Raw genomic sequence first — 14,289 nt, forward strand, 5'->3', positions numbered from 1 at the left:
GCCGACCGGACGAGGGCAGCAGGGGCGGCCGGGCGGGGTCTACGCCTGCGTCATGCCCGTCTCGTCCTCGATGTGGCGGGGGCGGGCGGCGCGGGAGCCGGTGAGGATCTGGGGGACGAGCAGGAGGGCGAGGAAGCCCAGCGGCAGATACCAGGCGTGGGTGTGCTGGTAGAGGGTGCCGATCAGGATCGGGCCGGGGATGGAGATCAGGTAGCCGAGGCCCTGGGCGAAGGCGGAGAGCTGGGCGACGCCGCCGGAGGTGCGGGCGCGCAGGCCGATCATGGTGAGGGCCAGCGGGAAGGCGCACATCGAGAGACCGACCAGGGTGGCCCAGAGCCAGGGGGCGCTGTCGGCGGCCAGGGCGAGGCCGGTGTACCCGGCGATGCCGCACAGGCCGAGCACGACCACGAAGAGCCGCTGGTCGCCGCGGCGGGCCGCGAGGTTCGGCAGGATGAAGGAGGCGGGGATGCCGATCGCCATCACGTACGCGAGCAGCACACCGGAGGTGCCGGCCGAGACGCCCGCGTCCTGGTAGATCTGCGGCAGCCAGCCCATGGTGGCGTACGCGCTGGTGGCCTGGAGGCCGAGGAAGAGGGCGAGGGCCCAGGCGGTGCGGCTGCGCAGGATCGGCAGCTTGGCGGCGGCCTGGGCGCCGGTGGCCCCGCCGCGCTCGCGGCGCAGGAAGGCGACGACCAGCCAGAGCACCACGGCCCCGGCGGCCAGCAGGCCCCAGACGCCGAGGCCGAGCCGCCAGCTGTCGCCGAGGGCGCTGGTGAGCGGCACGGTGACGGCGGCGGCCACGGCGGTGCCGGCCGAGAGCGCCATCGAGTAGAGGCCGATCATCGGGCCGACCCGGTCGGGGAAGTACCGCTTGATGACCACCGGGATGAGCACGTTGGAGACCGCCACCCCGGCCAGCGCGAGCGCGGTGAGCAGCAGGAAGACGGCGGTGCCGCCCGCGAAGGAGCGGGCCAGCACACCGAATGTGATCGCGAACATTCCGGCGGTGACCACGACGACCGGGCCGAGCCTGCGGGCCAGCGCGGGGGCGGCCAGGCCGAAGACGGCGAAGCACAGGGACGGCACGGCGGTGAGCAGGCCCGCGACGGTGGCGCTCATACCGAGGTCGGTGCGGACCTTGTCGAGCAGCGGGCCGAGGCTGGTGACCACCGGGCGGAGGTTGAGGGCGGCGAACGCGATCGCGAAGGCGAGCAGCCAGCCGAGGCGGGTGGCCTTGGCTGGCTTGGTGGCAGGGGTGGTCCGTGGGGCGGTGGGGCTCTCGACTGTGGTCGGCATAGCGCCCATCATAGAATCATGGGATGAATTGGCGCACCCCGCTATCCTGACCGTTGTCCGAACTTTGACGGAGAGGAAGCCATGGCGCTGTCGACCACCCGCCGCACACCGCTGTCAGACCAGGTGATCGCCCAGCTGCGGGCACAGATCACCTCGGGCGAGTGGCCGGTCGGTTCGCGCATCCCCACCGAGGCCGCGCTGGTCGAGGAGCTGGGGGTGGCCCGGAACACCGTCCGGGAGGCCGTCCGGGCACTGGCCCACAACGGGCTGCTCGACATCCGGCAGGGCTCGGGCACGTACGTGCTCGCCACCAGCGAGCTGGCCGGGGTGATGCACCGGCGCTTCGCGGACGCGGACCAGGAGCAGGTGGCCGAGCTGCGGTCGATGCTCGAGACCTCGGCGGCCGGCCTGGCCGCCGCCCGCCGCACCGAGCGCGACCTCGAGCTCCTGGAGACCGCCCTGGCCCGCCGCGAGGCCGCCTGGGCCTCGGGCGATCCGGAGGCCTTCGTCCAGGCCGACGCCGCCTTCCACCAGGCCGTGGTGGCCACCGCTCACAACGACGTCATCTCGGCCGTCTACGCGGACCTCGGCGAGGTGCTCCGGGCGCACCTGCGCCACGACGTCGGCCCCGAACTCATCGCCGAACGCTACGTCGGCCACGACGGCATCCTGGACGCCATCCGCGGCGGCGACGCGGCCGCGGCCTCCTACGAAGCGGGACGCTCGATCGGCGCCTGCAAGGAGTAGGGAAGTTGCACTATCAGGGGCGCGAGGAACCGCGCGAGGCGGGAAGGGGGCACCTCCCGGCCGAAGGCTGGGGGAGACAGGCCGTCACCTTCCGAACTCGCGCAGTTCCCCGCGCCCCTGAATAGTGCAACTCACCCGGGTGCCGGAAGGCGCAGGCTCGCTTCCTTCCGGCTTCGCGCAGGCTGCGTTGTCAGGCGCCGATCGCGTGGAGACCGCCGTCGACGTGGATGATCTCGCCGGTGGTCTTGGGGAACCAGTCGGAGAGCAGCGCGACGACACCGCGGGCGGCCGGCTCCGGGTCGCTGAGGTCCCACTTGAGCGGGGAGCGCTTGTCCCAGGTCTCGGCCAGGGTCTCGAAGCCCGGGATGGACTTCGCGGCCATCGAGCCGATCGGGCCCGCAGAGATCAGGTTGCAGCGGATGTTGCGCTCGCCCAGGTCACGGGCGAGGTAGCGGGAGGTGGCCTCCAGCGCGGCCTTGGCCGGGCCCATCCAGTCGTACTTCGGCCAGGCGACCTGCGCGTCGAAGTCCATGCCGACCACGGAGCCGCCGTCCTGCATGAGCGGCAGGCAGGCCATGGTGAGCGCCTTCAGCGAGTACGCGGAGACGTGCATCGCGGTGGCGACCGACTCCCACGGGGTGTTCAGGAAGTTGCCGCCCAGGGCGTCCTGCGGCGCGAAGCCGATCGAGTGCACGACACCGTCCAGCGTCGGCAGGTGCTCGCGGACGCGGTCGGCCAGGGTGTCCAGGTGCTCGGTGTTGGAGACGTCGAGCTCGAGGACGACGGGCGGGGACGGCAGTCGCTTGGCGATCCGCTCGACCAGGCTCAGGCGGCCGAAGCCGGTGAGCACGATCTCCGCACCCTGCTCCTGCGCGAGCTTGGCGGTGTGGAAGGCGATCGAGGACTCAAGCAGCACACCCGTGACCAGGATGCGCTTGCCTTCGAGGATTCCGCTCATGCTCAGTGACCCATGCCCAATCCGCCGTCCACGGGAATGACGGCACCAGTGATGTATGCGGCCTCGTCCGACGAGAGGAAGCGCACCACGGACGCGATCTCGGCGGGTTCGGCGTAACGGCCGAGCGGCACGCTCGACACGATCTCCTTGCGGCGCTCGTCGCTGAGCACCGCGGTCATGTCGGTGGCCACGAAGCCGGGCGCCACCACGTTGACCGTGATGTTGCGCTGCCCCAGCTCACGCGCCAGCGACCTGGCGAAACCTACCAGCCCGGCCTTGGAGGCGGCGTAGTTCGCCTGGCCGGTGGAGCCCAGCAGGCCGACCACGGAGGAGATCAGCACGACCCGGCCCTTGCGGGCGCGCATCATCTTCGAGGAGGCCCGCTTGACCACGCGGAAGGCGCCGGTGAGGTTGGTGTCGATGACGGAGGAGAAGTCGTCCTCGGTCATCCGCAGCAGGAGCATGTCCTTGGTGATGCCGGCGTTGGCGACCAGCACCTCGACCGGGCCGTGCGCGGCCTCGATCTCGGTGAAGGCGGCGTCCACCTGCGCGGTGTCGTTGATGTCTGCGCGGACGGCCAGTACGTCGTACTTGGCCAGCTCGGCGGGCACCTCGCCCGAGCGGCTGGTGATGGCGACCTTGTCCCCCGCCTCGGCGAAGGCCAGGGCGATCGCGAGGCCGATGCCCCGGTTACCTCCGGTGACGAGAACCGAGCGGCTCAACGATCCACCTCTCTCCTGGGTTGACGACGGCCGGATCGGTCGAACACGTCCAGTGCTGACCAGGCCGTAGCGGCACGCGGCGTGCGCGTACGCAGTGTGACGCTATCGGTCCGGTCCAGCCTGCGACGGGTTCAGCTCCCACAGGTCCCGCTGGCGCGATCTGTCGCATCCCGACAATCGCCCCCCCCGGACTGACACGCTGGCGAAACGCTCGGCGACGGGCCGTCGACGGGTCGGCGCCCCGGGAACATCCGCTCCGCCGAGGCCGTTGCCCTCAGGGCCCCGGATGCGCGACGGTGTCGCACAGGGCGACGGCGCCCCGGCCCGTGCGAGGACAGGTGCACGGGGCGAGCTGCACGACGACGAGAGCGATGAGACGGATGAGCGAGCAACGACCCGGACACCGGCGCACCCGCCTGGCCCTGGCGGCCCTGACGGCCGGCGCCGCCACCGCCGCCTGGGCCCTGCGGGACCTCCCCGCCGCCTTCGGCCGCCGCCCGGACGGCCGCTCGGCCCGCATCCGCAACTCGCCGCAGTACCGCGACGGCGTCTTCCACAACGCCCCCTCCGCGCTGGCCGGCAACGTCACGGCCCCGCACCTGGACCGCCCGACCCTGGCCCGGATGATCAACGATCGGCACCTGGGCCGCCCGACCCACCCCGTCCCCACCGTGCGGCCCGCCCCCGCCGGGCCGGCCGCCGAGGGCGTCGAGGTGGTCTGGTACGGGCACGCCTCGGCGCTGGTGGAGATCGAGGGCAGCCGGGTGCTGCTCGATCCGGTCTGGAGCGACCGCTGCTCGCCCGTCGCCCAGCTCGGCCCCAAGCGGCTGCACCCGGTGCCGGTGAAGCTGGAGGAGCTGCCGCAGGTCGACGTGGTGCTGATCTCGCACGACCACTACGACCACCTGGACATGGCGACCGTCCGCCGCCTGACGGACTCCCAGTCCGCGCCGTTCGCCGTGCCGCTGGGCATCGGCGGGCACCTGCGGCGCTGGGGCGTGCCCGAGCACCGGATCATCGAGCTGGACTGGGACGAGACCTGCACCCTGGGCGAACTGACCGTCACCCTCACCTCGGCGCACCACTTCTCCGGCCGCGCCACCACTCGCAACACCACCCTGTGGGGCTCCTGGGTGATCGCCGGGCCCACCCGCAAGGTCTACTACACCGGGGACTCGGGGTACTTCGAGGGCTACGCCGCGATCGGCGAGCAGCACGGCCCGTTCGACGCCGCGCTGGTGCAGATCGGCGCGTACGACCAGGCCTGGGCCGACATCCACATGACCCCCGAGGACGCCGTGCGTGCTCACCGCGACCTCCAGGCCGGGCTGCTGGTGCCGGTGCACTGGTGCACCTTCAATCTCGGGCTGCACCCCTGGGCCGAGCCGGTCGAGCGGCTGCTCGCCGAGGCCAAGGCGCAGGCCGTGCCGGTCGCGGTGCCGCGCCCGGGCGAACGGGTGGACGTGGACAGCCCGGCCGAGCCCGACCGCTGGTGGGAGCAGGCGGTCTGACGCGGTGGGAGATTGCAGGTAGCTGAGGGGTCGTCGGGCGGTTAATCGGTTGCGCGGTTTGCGATGATTCCAGCGGACCGCCTTGACCCTCTCACTCCCCAGGGAGCCCGATGCCGCCGACAGCCCGCGCCGTCGACCCGCTGTTCCTCGCGTACCCGCTCACCGCACTCGCCGACGCCGCCCTCGACGCCGCCCGCAAGCTGGGCGCCAGCCACGCCGACTTCCGCCTGGAGCGGGTGCGCAGCGCCTCGCTGCGGCTGCGCGACGCACGGCTGGCCGGCAGCTCCGACACCGTGCAGCTCGGCTTCGCCGTGCGCGTGCTGCTCGACGGTGCCTGGGGCTTCGCCGCCGGGGTCGACCTCGACCCCGCCTCGGCCGCGCTGGTGGCCGAGCAGGCCGTCGCCGTGGCCCGCCTCTCCGGCGGGATCAGCCGGGCGGCCGGGGCGCCTCCGGTCGAGCTGGCCGAGGAGCCCGTGCACGCGGACGCCACCTGGATCTCCGCGTACGACATCAACCCCTTCGACGTCAGCGCGGCGGAGAAGACGGCGCTGCTCGCCGAGTGGAGCAGCCGCCTGCTGGCCGCCGACGGCGTCAGCCACGTGCAGGCGCAGCTGCTCGCGGTGCAGGAGAACAAGTTCTACGCCGACACCTCGGGCACCGTCACCACCCAGCAGCGGGTCCGGGTGCACCCGCACCTGGACGCCACCTCGGTGGACGAGAAGACCGGCGCGTTCGACTCGATGCGCACCATCGCGCCGCCGGTCGGCCGCGGCTGGGAGTACCTGCTCGGCACGGGCTGGGACTGGGACGCCGAGCTCGCCGAGCTGCCCACCCTGCTGGCCGAGAAGATGAAGGCCCCCAGCGTCGAGGCCGGCCGCTACGACCTGGTGATCGACCCGTCCAACCTGTGGCTGACCATCCACGAGTCGATCGGCCACGCCACCGAGCTGGACCGCGCGCTCGGCTACGAGGCCGCCTACGCGGGCACCTCCTTCGCCACCTTCGACCAGCTGGGCAAGCTCAAGTACGGCTCCGAGCTGATGCACGTCACCGGTGACCGCACCGCCGAGCACGGCCTGTCCACCGTCGGCTTCGACGACGAGGGCGTGGCCGCGCAGTCCTGGGACTTGGTCAAGGACGGCACCCTGGTCGGGTACCAGCTGGACCGCGCGATGGCCAAGCTGCAGGGCCTGGGCCGCTCCAACGGCTGTGCCTTCGCCGACTCGCCCGGCCACGTGCCGGTGCAGCGGATGGCCAACGTGTCGCTCCAGCCCGTCGCGGGCGGCCCCAGCACCGAGGGCCTGTTCGAGGGCGTGGAGAAGGGCCTGTACATCGTCGGCGACCGCTCCTGGTCGATCGACATGCAGCGCTACAACTTCCAGTTCACCGGCCAGCGCGCCTTCGCCATCAAGAACGGCAAGCTGGCCGGCCAGGTCAAGGACTTCGCCTACCAGGCCACCACCACCGACTTCTGGGGCTCGATGAGCGCCGTCGGCGGGCCCGAGACGTACGTCCTCGGCGGTGCCTTCAACTGCGGCAAGGCCCAGCCCGGCCAGACCGCGGCCGTCTCGCACGGCTGCCCCTCCGCGCTCTTCCGCGGCGTCAACGTCCTCAACACCCAGCAGGAGGCGGGGAACTGATGAGCGTCCAGCCCCACGAACTCGTCGAAGCCGCCCTCGCGCTCTCGCAGACCGACGGCTGCGTGGCCATCGCCACCGAGTCCTCCACCGCCAACCTCCGCTGGGCGGGCAACGCCCTCACCACCAACGGCGTCACCCGGGGCCGCAGCCTCACCGTGATCGCCACGGTGGACGGCCCCGAGGGCACCTCCTCCGGCGTGGTCACCCGCGAGGCCGTCACCCTGGCCGAGGTGGAGTCGCTCGTCCGGGACGCCGAGGAGGCCGCCCGCGCCGCCGGGCCCGCCGAGGACGCCCAGCCGCTGATCCCGGCCGGCGCCACCGCCGACAACTTCACGGCGCCGCCGACCGTGACCTCGATCGAGGTCTTCGCCGAGTTCGCCCCCGCGCTCGGCGCCGCCTTCGCCCGTGCGAAGGAGGCCGGGCAACTGCTCTACGGCTTCGCCAACCACGAGATCGACAGCAGCTACCTGGGCACCTCCACCGGCCTGCGGCTGCGCCACGACCAGCCCAGCGGCACCGTCGAGGTCAACGCCAAGACGGCCGACCTCGCCGCCTCCGCCTGGATCGGCGCCGCCTCCCGGGACTTCACCGACGTGGACCTCCCGGCCCTGCACGCCGAGCTGACCCGCCGCCTCGGCTGGGGCGCCACCAAGATCGACCTCCCGGCCGGCCGGTACGAGACGCTGCTGCCGCCCTCGGCCGTGGCCGACCTGCTGGTCTACCAGTCCTGGTCCTCCAGCGCGCGGGACGCCGCCGAGGGGCAGACCGTCTTCTCCAAGGCCGGCGGCGGCACCCGGGTGGGCGAGAAGCTCAGCCCGCTGCCGCTGACCCTGCGCTCCGACCCGGCCGAGCCGGGCCTGGAGGCGGCGCCGTTCGTGCTGACCCACAGCTCGGACGAGATGTCGGTCTTCGACAACGGCCTGCCGATCGCCGCCACCGACTGGATCCGGGACGGCGAGCTGACCGCCCTCTTCACCTCCCGCCACACCGCCGGTCTGACCGAGCTGCCGGTGCGGCCGCCGATCGACAACCTGATTCTGGAGACCGCCGACCAGGCGGCCGCGCCCACGCTGGACGAGATGATCGCCCGCACCGAGCGCGGCCTGCTGCTCACCTGCCTCTGGTACATCCGCGAGGTCGACCCGGCCACCCTGCTGGTCACCGGCCTCACCCGGGACGGCGTCTACCTGATCGAGAACGGCGAGGTCGTCGGGGCGGTCAACAACTTCCGCTTCAACGAGTCGCCGGTCGACCTGCTGAGCCGCATCACCGAGGTCGGCAAGACCCAGCAGACCCTGCCCCGTGAGTGGGGCGACTGGTTCACCCGGGCGGCCATGCCGCCGGTCCGGGTGCCGGACTTCAACATGAGTTCGGTCAGCCAGGCTTCCTGAGCCGACCAGGGGCGCGGGGCTTTCGCCTCGCGCCCCTCCCCCTTCGAAAGGAATCCCTACTTGCTCGACGAGAAACGGACCGTCAAGGTCTCCAAGCGACTCGCCAAGGTACTCCGGCACGACCCGGGCTCCATCGGCCTCACCCTGGACGAGGCCGGCTGGGTGTCCGTCGACTCCCTGCTCCGTGCCCTCGGGCTGCGCCGGGAGGAGCTGGACCACGTCGTCGCGAACAACAACAAGAAGCGGTTCGCCTATTCGGAGGACGGCCTGAGCATCCGGGCCAGCCAGGGCCACACCGTGGCCGTGGACCTCGGCCTCGCCGCCGCCACTCCCCCGGCCGTTCTCTACCACGGCACCACCGGCCGCTCGCTGCCCGCGATCTTCACCGAGGGCCTGCGGCCGATGAGCCGCCAGGACGTCCACCTCTCGGCCGACATCGAGACCGCCGTCCGGGTCGGCTCCCGCCACGGCCGCCCGGTCGTCCTCGAGGTCGACGCCGCCGCCCTGGCCGCCGCCGGCCACGAGTTCCGCCTCAGCGCCAACGGCGTCTGGCTCACCGACGCGGTGCCCGCGGCGTACCTCACCGAGGCCCGCTAGACCTTCTTGCGGGCGGCCCAGGCGGGGGCGACGGTGACGATGAGCACGATCGCGGCGGCGAGCTGGAAGACGTGCCGCCACCAGTCGATGCCCCGGGTGTGGGCCACCCCGAAGAGGTGGGCCAGCAGATTGCCGATGATCGCGCCGACCATGCCCAGGACCGTGGTCAGCCAGAGCGGCACGTCCTGCTTGCCGGGGATCAGCAGCCGCGCGATCCCGCCGAGGATCAGTCCCTCGACCAGTGCCGAGATGATGGCCCACATACGCCACTCCCTCGGGGCCACCGCTGCCGACCCTCGGCGCCGCTCCCCGTCTGGTTGACAGTTTTTGCCCCGCCCGCCCCGCCCGCACCCCGAGCCACGCGCCCGCTGTCGTGCGGCGTACCGTGAAGAGGCAGTCGGGCCACGGGACGAGGACGGTAGGACATGGCCAGCAAGAACGGCGAGGTGTTCCGGATCACCGGAGCCCGCACCGGACTCTCCGAGGACGTACGGGGGCGCCAGCGGCGCTACGTGATCTCGATGCTCATCCGCACGGTGTGCGTGCTGGGCGCGGTGGTGCTGTGGGACGTCCAGCGGTACGCGGCGATCGGCGCGCTGGTCTGCGCCGTGCTGATGCCGTACTTCGCCGTGCTGATCGCCAACGCCGGACGGGAGCGGGCCCCGGGCCTGCCGAGCACCTTCGCGGTCTCGCCCGAGACGCCCCTGATGCTGGGCCCCGGCGGCACCGGCGGAGGGGGCGGCGCCCCGGCCGCTCCGGCCGAACACTGAAGCTCCGGCTGAGGGAAGCTCAACTCGGATGACCGTTTTGCCCCGTTCTGCTACCCCCTGCCCGCCGGAAAGCTCAAAACAACCTCAGATTAATCATGAAAGACCTAGCCAACGGGGGTGCGAGCCGTGACATACTGCGTACGCGCTCCGCATCCCCCGTCGGAGCGACAGACCGACGCCGGGCGGCTCCCCCCGTGGCTGCCCGGCGTCGTCACGCCTCCGTGCAGGCTCCTTTCCCGCAGCCTCCCCAGGACGGCCCCTTGATGAACTCCCTCTTCGGCCCGACCGCCGACGGCCCCGACGGCCCCCCGATCTGCTCGGGCAAGGGCTGCCGCCTCCCCGCCGCCTGGGTCCTGGTGTGGAACAACCCGAAACTCCACACCCCCGACCGCCGCAAGACCTGGCTCGCCTGTGACGACCACCGCGAGCACCTCAGCCAGTTCCTGAGCGTCCGCGGCTTCCTCAAGGAAACCGTCGCCCTCAGCGACTTCACGGAGTGACCGTGGACGGCGAGGCGGCTCTCAAGTACGCGGTGCAGCACGTCGACCACCCACGCGCCGAGGTCGTCGAAGGCCGGATCACCCTGGGCGCCCCGAGCTGGGACCACGAGCGGATCGCCGCCCGTATCCGCCGCCAGCTCGACCAGCGCGTGGACGAGCTCCACTGCCTCACCGGCTCGGGCAACCTCGACCTGCCCGGCTCGCCGAACTGGTACCTGCCCGACCTGGCCGTCATCCCCGAGACCCTCGCGCTCGGCGCAGCCGCCCTCACGCCGGATCAGACCCTGCTGATCGTCGAGGTCACCTCCGAGTCGAACTGCGATACCGACCGCGTGACCAAGCGCAGGCGCTACGCCCAGTACGGCGCCCCGCTCTATCTCCTCGCCGACCGGCAGCGCAAGGAGTGCACCCTCTTCTCCGAGCCGCACGACCTCGGCTACGCCAGCGTCGACGGCCCGCACCCCTTCGGCACGCCGATCCGCCTCCCGGAGCCGTTCGGCCTCACGCTGGAGACCACCGGCTTCTGACCCCCGGCGCGCTACCCGATCGCGGACAGGAAGCTCTCGACCGTGGCCGCGAACGCCTGCGGGTCGTCCAGCCACGGGTAGTGGCCGGCGCCGGGCTGGACGGCGAGCACCACGTCCGGGAAGAGTGACGCGGCGTCGGCTGCGGACTTGGTGGTGGGCCAGAGGTCCAGTTCGCCCGCGAGGAGGAGCACCGGGCAGGGCAGGGCGCCCAGGCGGTGGCGGAGTGCCTCGGTGTCGGGCGCGTAGTCCCGGTAGTAGTGCTCGCTGACCGGGAGTGAACGCTGCGCCGGGTCGGCGGCGGCATGGGCGCGGGCGGCGTCGTCCCAGCGGCCGTACATCAGCGGCTCGAAGGTGAATCGGTGCGGTGCGGCCTCGGCGAAACTGGTCGCAGCCTTCACCTGCCGGTACGCCGTCACGGCCTCCTCGTACCAGGGCTCGTCCGCCCTGGCGGCGAGGACCGCCTCCACGCCGCCGTCGGAGGGCAGTCCGACGGCCGCGAACGACGGGGTGACCAGGATGAGGCTGCTCAACTGCTCGGGGTGAGCGGCGGCGTAGAGCATGGCCAGGCTGCCGCCGGCGGAGTGGCCGAGCAGGTCGACGCGGTCCAGGCCGAGGTGGCGGCGCAGCGCCTCGACGTCGGCTACCAGGCGGTCGACCCGGCAGGTGGAAAGGTCGGCGGGCATGGCGGAACTGCCGGTGCCGCGCGTGTCGGGCAGGATCAGGGTGCGGTGGGCGGCGAGGCCGCCGAGGTCGCCGAGGTACTCGGCCGCCCGGCCGGGGCCGCCGGGGAGGCAGAGCAGCGGCGGGCCGTCACCGAGGGTGCGGAAGGCGAGCGCGGTGCCGTCGTACGCGGTGAAGAACTCCATGGCGGACAGCCTGGGGCGCGGCGGCCGGGCCCGGCTATCGTTCAGCCACGGCTAAACGATCAGGGGCAGGACATGGCGGTGGAGATCCGGCTCTCGGCGGCGGAGGTGGCGCGGGTGCGGCTCGCGGTGTCGCCGCTGGCCGAGACGGTGCTCGGGGTGCGGGCGGCGCTCGGGGTCGGCGGGCACGAGGTGCACCGGCCGTGGGTGCGCGAGGCGCAGCAGGTGCTGGCGGCGGAGCCGGAGTTGCCGTTGCTGCGGACGCTGCTCGAGGGCTGCCTGCCGTCGTTCCTGTTCCCGGTGCCGGACGAGCGCCTGCCCGCGTTCGAAGCCGAGTTGGCGGGCCTGCGGGCGACGGATCCGGCGTACGTCGCGGCGGAGTGCGCCACCGCGCTGGGTGCTCGGGCCGGTGAACTGCCGGGGGCAGCGGTGCTGGTGGACCGGATCGCCGATGCGCTGCAGCGCTGCCACGCCCGGCTGGTGGCCCCGCACTGGGGGCGGATGCGGGCGGTGCTGGAGGCCGACCTGGGCAAGCGGGCGGTGGCACTGGTGGACGGCGGGGTGGAGGCGCTCTTCGCCCAGCTGCACGGTGATGTGGTGTGGCGGGAGGGCGAGTTGGTGGTGCAGGGGCGGCGGCGGACCGCTTCACGGTGGACGGTCGAGGCCGACGGGCACGGACTGGCGCTGATGCCGTCCGTCTTCGGCTGGCCGGACGTGATCGTCGACTACGCCCCGCGCACCGCCGCCTCGATCCGCTACCCGGCGTCCGGCGTGGGGCTGCTCTGGGAGCAGCCCCACCCGACCTCCGACGGCCTCGCCGCCCTCCTGGGCCGCACCCGAGCCGCACTCCTCGCCGCACTCGGCGAACCGCTGAGCACCCCCGACCTCGCCGCCCGCCTCGGCGTCACCCCCGGCGCCGTCTCCCAGCACCTCGGCGCCCTGCGCGGCGCGGGGCTGGTGACGACCCAGCGCACGGGCCGCACGGCCGTGCACCTGCGCACCCGGACCGGCACCGCCCTCACGGCCGGGCCACCGGGCTGATCCGGGATCGGCGGTCAGAGCAGCGCGATCGTGCCGTGGCCGGAGGAGGGCTCGGCAGCTTCACCGGCGTAGGTCGCGATGTAGCCGGTCAACAGGTCGCCGACCAGGCCGAGGACGGACGGGTCGGCGTCGCAGGAGGCGTTGCCGTGGCTGTCGGCCTGGGCGGTGCACAGCACCGTGCCGTCGGCTGCGGTGAAGGTGACGTCCGCCCAGGGGCCGATACCCTCCGGGGGCTCGAAGTGCGCGTTGAGGTTGGCCAGCCCCAGCGGGAGGAGGGTCAGGTGGGCGGTGCCGGCCTTGGTGGTGCTGCGACCGAACGGCACCTGCTCGGGATAGTTGCAGGTCAGAAGCTTGGTGTCCCAGTGGAGCCCAGCCGGGCAGTCGAACCGGTAGGCCACGCCGTTCGAGCACTCCCAGAACTTCGTCGGGTCGTTGGGATCGCCGTAGTACTGGTTCGGTCCAGGGCAGGAGCGAGTGATCGGGGTCGGCTCTTCGGCGGCACCGGCAGTGGCCGGGACAGCGAGGGCGAGCAGCAGTGCGGCGGCTGTGGCCGACAGAATCTTCTTCACTCTGCTGATCATATGAGTGACCGTCAGCTGACATGGACGGAACAGGAGAACTTCGCCAACTCCGCGCTTTTCCAGGCCGTTTGGGAGCGATGACGACCGCTTCGGGAGCACTGCTGACCACGTGCCGATCGTGGCGTTCCCCGGTCGGCCTGTGTGCTACGTTCCCGGCAACAAACAGAAAAGTGATGACCCCGGCGGTGCTACCAACACCCCGGGGCCCGGCAACAGGAGCACACCTCCCGATGCACATCCATCGTACAGAATGGGTGCGGCACTTCACCGTGCTGCCCAACACGATGCTGCAACAGCGGCAACTGTCCTACACTGCCCGCGGCCTCCTCGCGGACCTCCTCTCCCGCCCCGACGGCTGGCGCGAGGACGGTCGCCACATGGCCGACACCAGCCCCCAGGGGCGCGGCGCCGTCCGCAAGGCCCTCAAGGAGCTGACCGCCGCCGGGTACTACCGGGCCGACAAGATCCGCCGGCCTGACGGCACCATCCACACCGAGACCCACGTCTACGACACCCCGCAGCTCGCCGCCCGGCCGAGTGCGACCCGTCCGGGCCCCGGTGAACGGACCGACGGCCGCGCTGACGCTCCTTCAAAGAACCGGCAGCAAGAACCCGCCCTCCCCGCCGTGGCGACCGCGCCGGACGAGCGGACCCGCGAGGCGGTCGCCACTCTCTTCCGGGTACTCCGCCCGGAGCCCCGTCTACACCTCGGCCAGGCCGAGGCACTGACGCTCGCGCCCCTGGTCACCCAGTGGCTGCAACGCGGCAGCACCCCGGCCGACTTGGCCCACGCCCTGCTCCCCGGCCTGCCCAGCCCGCTGCACTCCGCCGTGGCGCTCCTCCGCTCCCGCCTGGAACGCAAGTTGCCGCCCGCCCGGCCCGCGGCAGCAGCGCCCCGGTACGCCGAGTGCGGCAGATGTCACGACCCCGTCCCCCGGCCAGGCATCTGCGCCCCCTGCGCGGGCCTCACCCCCAGACCGGCCGAGGTCGGCAGCGACGCAACCGCTCGCCGAGGTGCCGCCCGAGTCAGGGCGGCCTTGCACGCCGCGAAGACCGTCGGCGGTCTCACCGCCTTCGGGTAGTCGCCGTGCAAGTTCGCGCAAGTTCATGGAGCCGTGGCGGCCGGTGATGCAAGCTCTGTTGCA

At 72.4% G+C, this 14,289-nt stretch carries 16 protein-coding genes; 10 read left to right on the plus strand and 6 right to left on the minus strand.

Annotated features, from left to right (window positions below):
- Nucleotides 1-39: 39 nt before the first annotated feature.
- Nucleotides 40-1,305, minus strand: coding sequence for a CynX/NimT family MFS transporter (locus ABT095_RS06100; protein WP_502884826.1), 1,266 nt, complete (start codon nt 1,303-1,305; stop codon nt 40-42).
- A gap of 72 nt (nt 1,306-1,377) precedes the next feature.
- Between ABT095_RS06100 and ABT095_RS06105 the strand changes: the two genes are divergently transcribed.
- Nucleotides 1,378-2,043 (plus strand): FadR/GntR family transcriptional regulator, encoded by a 666-nt coding sequence (locus ABT095_RS06105; protein WP_350528081.1) that lies wholly within the window; start codon nt 1,378-1,380, stop codon nt 2,041-2,043.
- Nucleotides 2,044-2,233: 190 nt separating this feature from the next.
- Here ABT095_RS06105 and fabI read toward each other — a convergent pair whose 3' ends face one another.
- Complete coding sequence (gene fabI / locus ABT095_RS06110; protein ID WP_350528082.1) at nt 2,234-3,001, minus strand: enoyl-ACP reductase FabI; 768 nt, start codon at nt 2,999-3,001, stop codon at nt 2,234-2,236.
- Between the two features lie 2 nt (nt 3,002-3,003).
- Nucleotides 3,004-3,723: a 3-oxoacyl-[acyl-carrier-protein] reductase gene (fabG, locus tag ABT095_RS06115; protein WP_350528083.1), complete on the minus strand. Its 720-nt coding sequence runs from the start codon at nt 3,721-3,723 to the stop codon at nt 3,004-3,006.
- 380 nt (nt 3,724-4,103) lie between these two features.
- Between fabG and ABT095_RS06120 the strand changes: the two genes are divergently transcribed.
- The 4 genes from ABT095_RS06120 (at nt 4,104) to ABT095_RS06135 (ending at nt 8,862) form a co-directional block, all read left to right on the plus strand.
- The gene (locus tag ABT095_RS06120) at nt 4,104-5,234 is read left to right on the plus strand and encodes an MBL fold metallo-hydrolase (protein WP_350528084.1); all 1,131 of its coding nucleotides are present in this window, start codon (nt 4,104-4,106) and stop codon (nt 5,232-5,234) included.
- Between the two features lie 110 nt (nt 5,235-5,344).
- Nucleotides 5,345-6,874 (plus strand): TldD/PmbA family protein, encoded by a 1,530-nt coding sequence (locus tag ABT095_RS06125; RefSeq protein ID WP_350528085.1) that lies wholly within the window; start codon nt 5,345-5,347, stop codon nt 6,872-6,874.
- Complete coding sequence (locus ABT095_RS06130) at nt 6,874-8,265, plus strand: metallopeptidase TldD-related protein (protein ID WP_350528086.1); 1,392 nt, start codon at nt 6,874-6,876, stop codon at nt 8,263-8,265. Before ABT095_RS06125 ends, ABT095_RS06130 begins: the two co-directional genes overlap by 1 nt.
- Before the next feature lie 60 nt (nt 8,266-8,325).
- Nucleotides 8,326-8,862, plus strand: a complete 537-nt coding sequence (locus tag ABT095_RS06135; protein WP_350528087.1) for an RNA 2'-phosphotransferase — start codon at nt 8,326-8,328, stop codon at nt 8,860-8,862.
- Here ABT095_RS06135 and ABT095_RS06140 read toward each other — a convergent pair.
- Complete coding sequence (locus ABT095_RS06140) at nt 8,859-9,125, minus strand: GlsB/YeaQ/YmgE family stress response membrane protein (RefSeq protein ID WP_350528088.1); 267 nt, start codon at nt 9,123-9,125, stop codon at nt 8,859-8,861. The genes ABT095_RS06135 and ABT095_RS06140 overlap by 4 nt on opposite strands.
- Nucleotides 9,126-9,287: 162 nt before the next feature.
- Between ABT095_RS06140 and ABT095_RS06145 the strand changes: the two genes are divergently transcribed.
- The 3 genes from ABT095_RS06145 to ABT095_RS06155 all read left to right on the plus strand — a co-directional run bounded on the left by ABT095_RS06145 (nt 9,288) and on the right by ABT095_RS06155 (nt 10,659).
- Nucleotides 9,288-9,632 carry a DUF3099 domain-containing protein gene (locus tag ABT095_RS06145; protein ID WP_350528089.1) on the plus strand — a complete coding sequence of 115 codons (345 nt, stop codon included), beginning with the start codon at nt 9,288-9,290 and terminating at the stop codon, nt 9,630-9,632.
- A gap of 263 nt (nt 9,633-9,895) precedes the next feature.
- Nucleotides 9,896-10,132, plus strand: coding sequence for a hypothetical protein (locus ABT095_RS06150; protein WP_350528090.1), 237 nt, complete (start codon nt 9,896-9,898; stop codon nt 10,130-10,132).
- Nucleotides 10,133-10,134: 2 nt separating this feature from the next.
- Nucleotides 10,135-10,659, plus strand: coding sequence for a Uma2 family endonuclease (locus ABT095_RS06155; protein WP_350528091.1), 525 nt, complete (start codon nt 10,135-10,137; stop codon nt 10,657-10,659).
- Nucleotides 10,660-10,670: 11 nt separating this feature from the next.
- Here ABT095_RS06155 and ABT095_RS06160 read toward each other — a convergent pair whose 3' ends face one another.
- A complete protein-coding gene (locus ABT095_RS06160) occupies nt 10,671-11,525 on the minus strand; it encodes an alpha/beta fold hydrolase (protein WP_350528092.1) in 855 nt (284 codons plus the stop codon).
- A 72-nt stretch (nt 11,526-11,597) separates the two neighbouring features.
- On the opposite strand from ABT095_RS06160, the gene ABT095_RS06165 reads away from it, so the two are divergent.
- Nucleotides 11,598-12,563 (plus strand): DUF5937 family protein, encoded by a 966-nt coding sequence (locus tag ABT095_RS06165; RefSeq protein WP_350528093.1) that lies wholly within the window; start codon nt 11,598-11,600, stop codon nt 12,561-12,563.
- A gap of 14 nt (nt 12,564-12,577) precedes the next feature.
- Here ABT095_RS06165 and ABT095_RS06170 read toward each other — a convergent pair whose 3' ends face one another.
- Entirely contained in the window at nt 12,578-13,132 is a 555-nt protein-coding gene (locus ABT095_RS06170) for a carbohydrate-binding module family 14 protein (RefSeq protein ID WP_350528094.1), read from the minus strand.
- A 242-nt stretch (nt 13,133-13,374) separates the two neighbouring features.
- On the opposite strand from ABT095_RS06170, the gene ABT095_RS06175 reads away from it, so the two are divergent.
- The gene (locus ABT095_RS06175) at nt 13,375-14,226 is read left to right on the plus strand and encodes a hypothetical protein (RefSeq protein WP_350528095.1); all 852 of its coding nucleotides are present in this window, start codon (nt 13,375-13,377) and stop codon (nt 14,224-14,226) included.
- Nucleotides 14,227-14,289: the final 63 nt, after the last annotated feature.

The sequence above is a fragment of the Kitasatospora sp. NPDC002227 genome, from assembly GCF_040296285.1.
In the GTDB taxonomy this organism is placed as follows: Bacteria; Actinomycetota; Actinomycetes; order Streptomycetales; family Streptomycetaceae; genus Kitasatospora.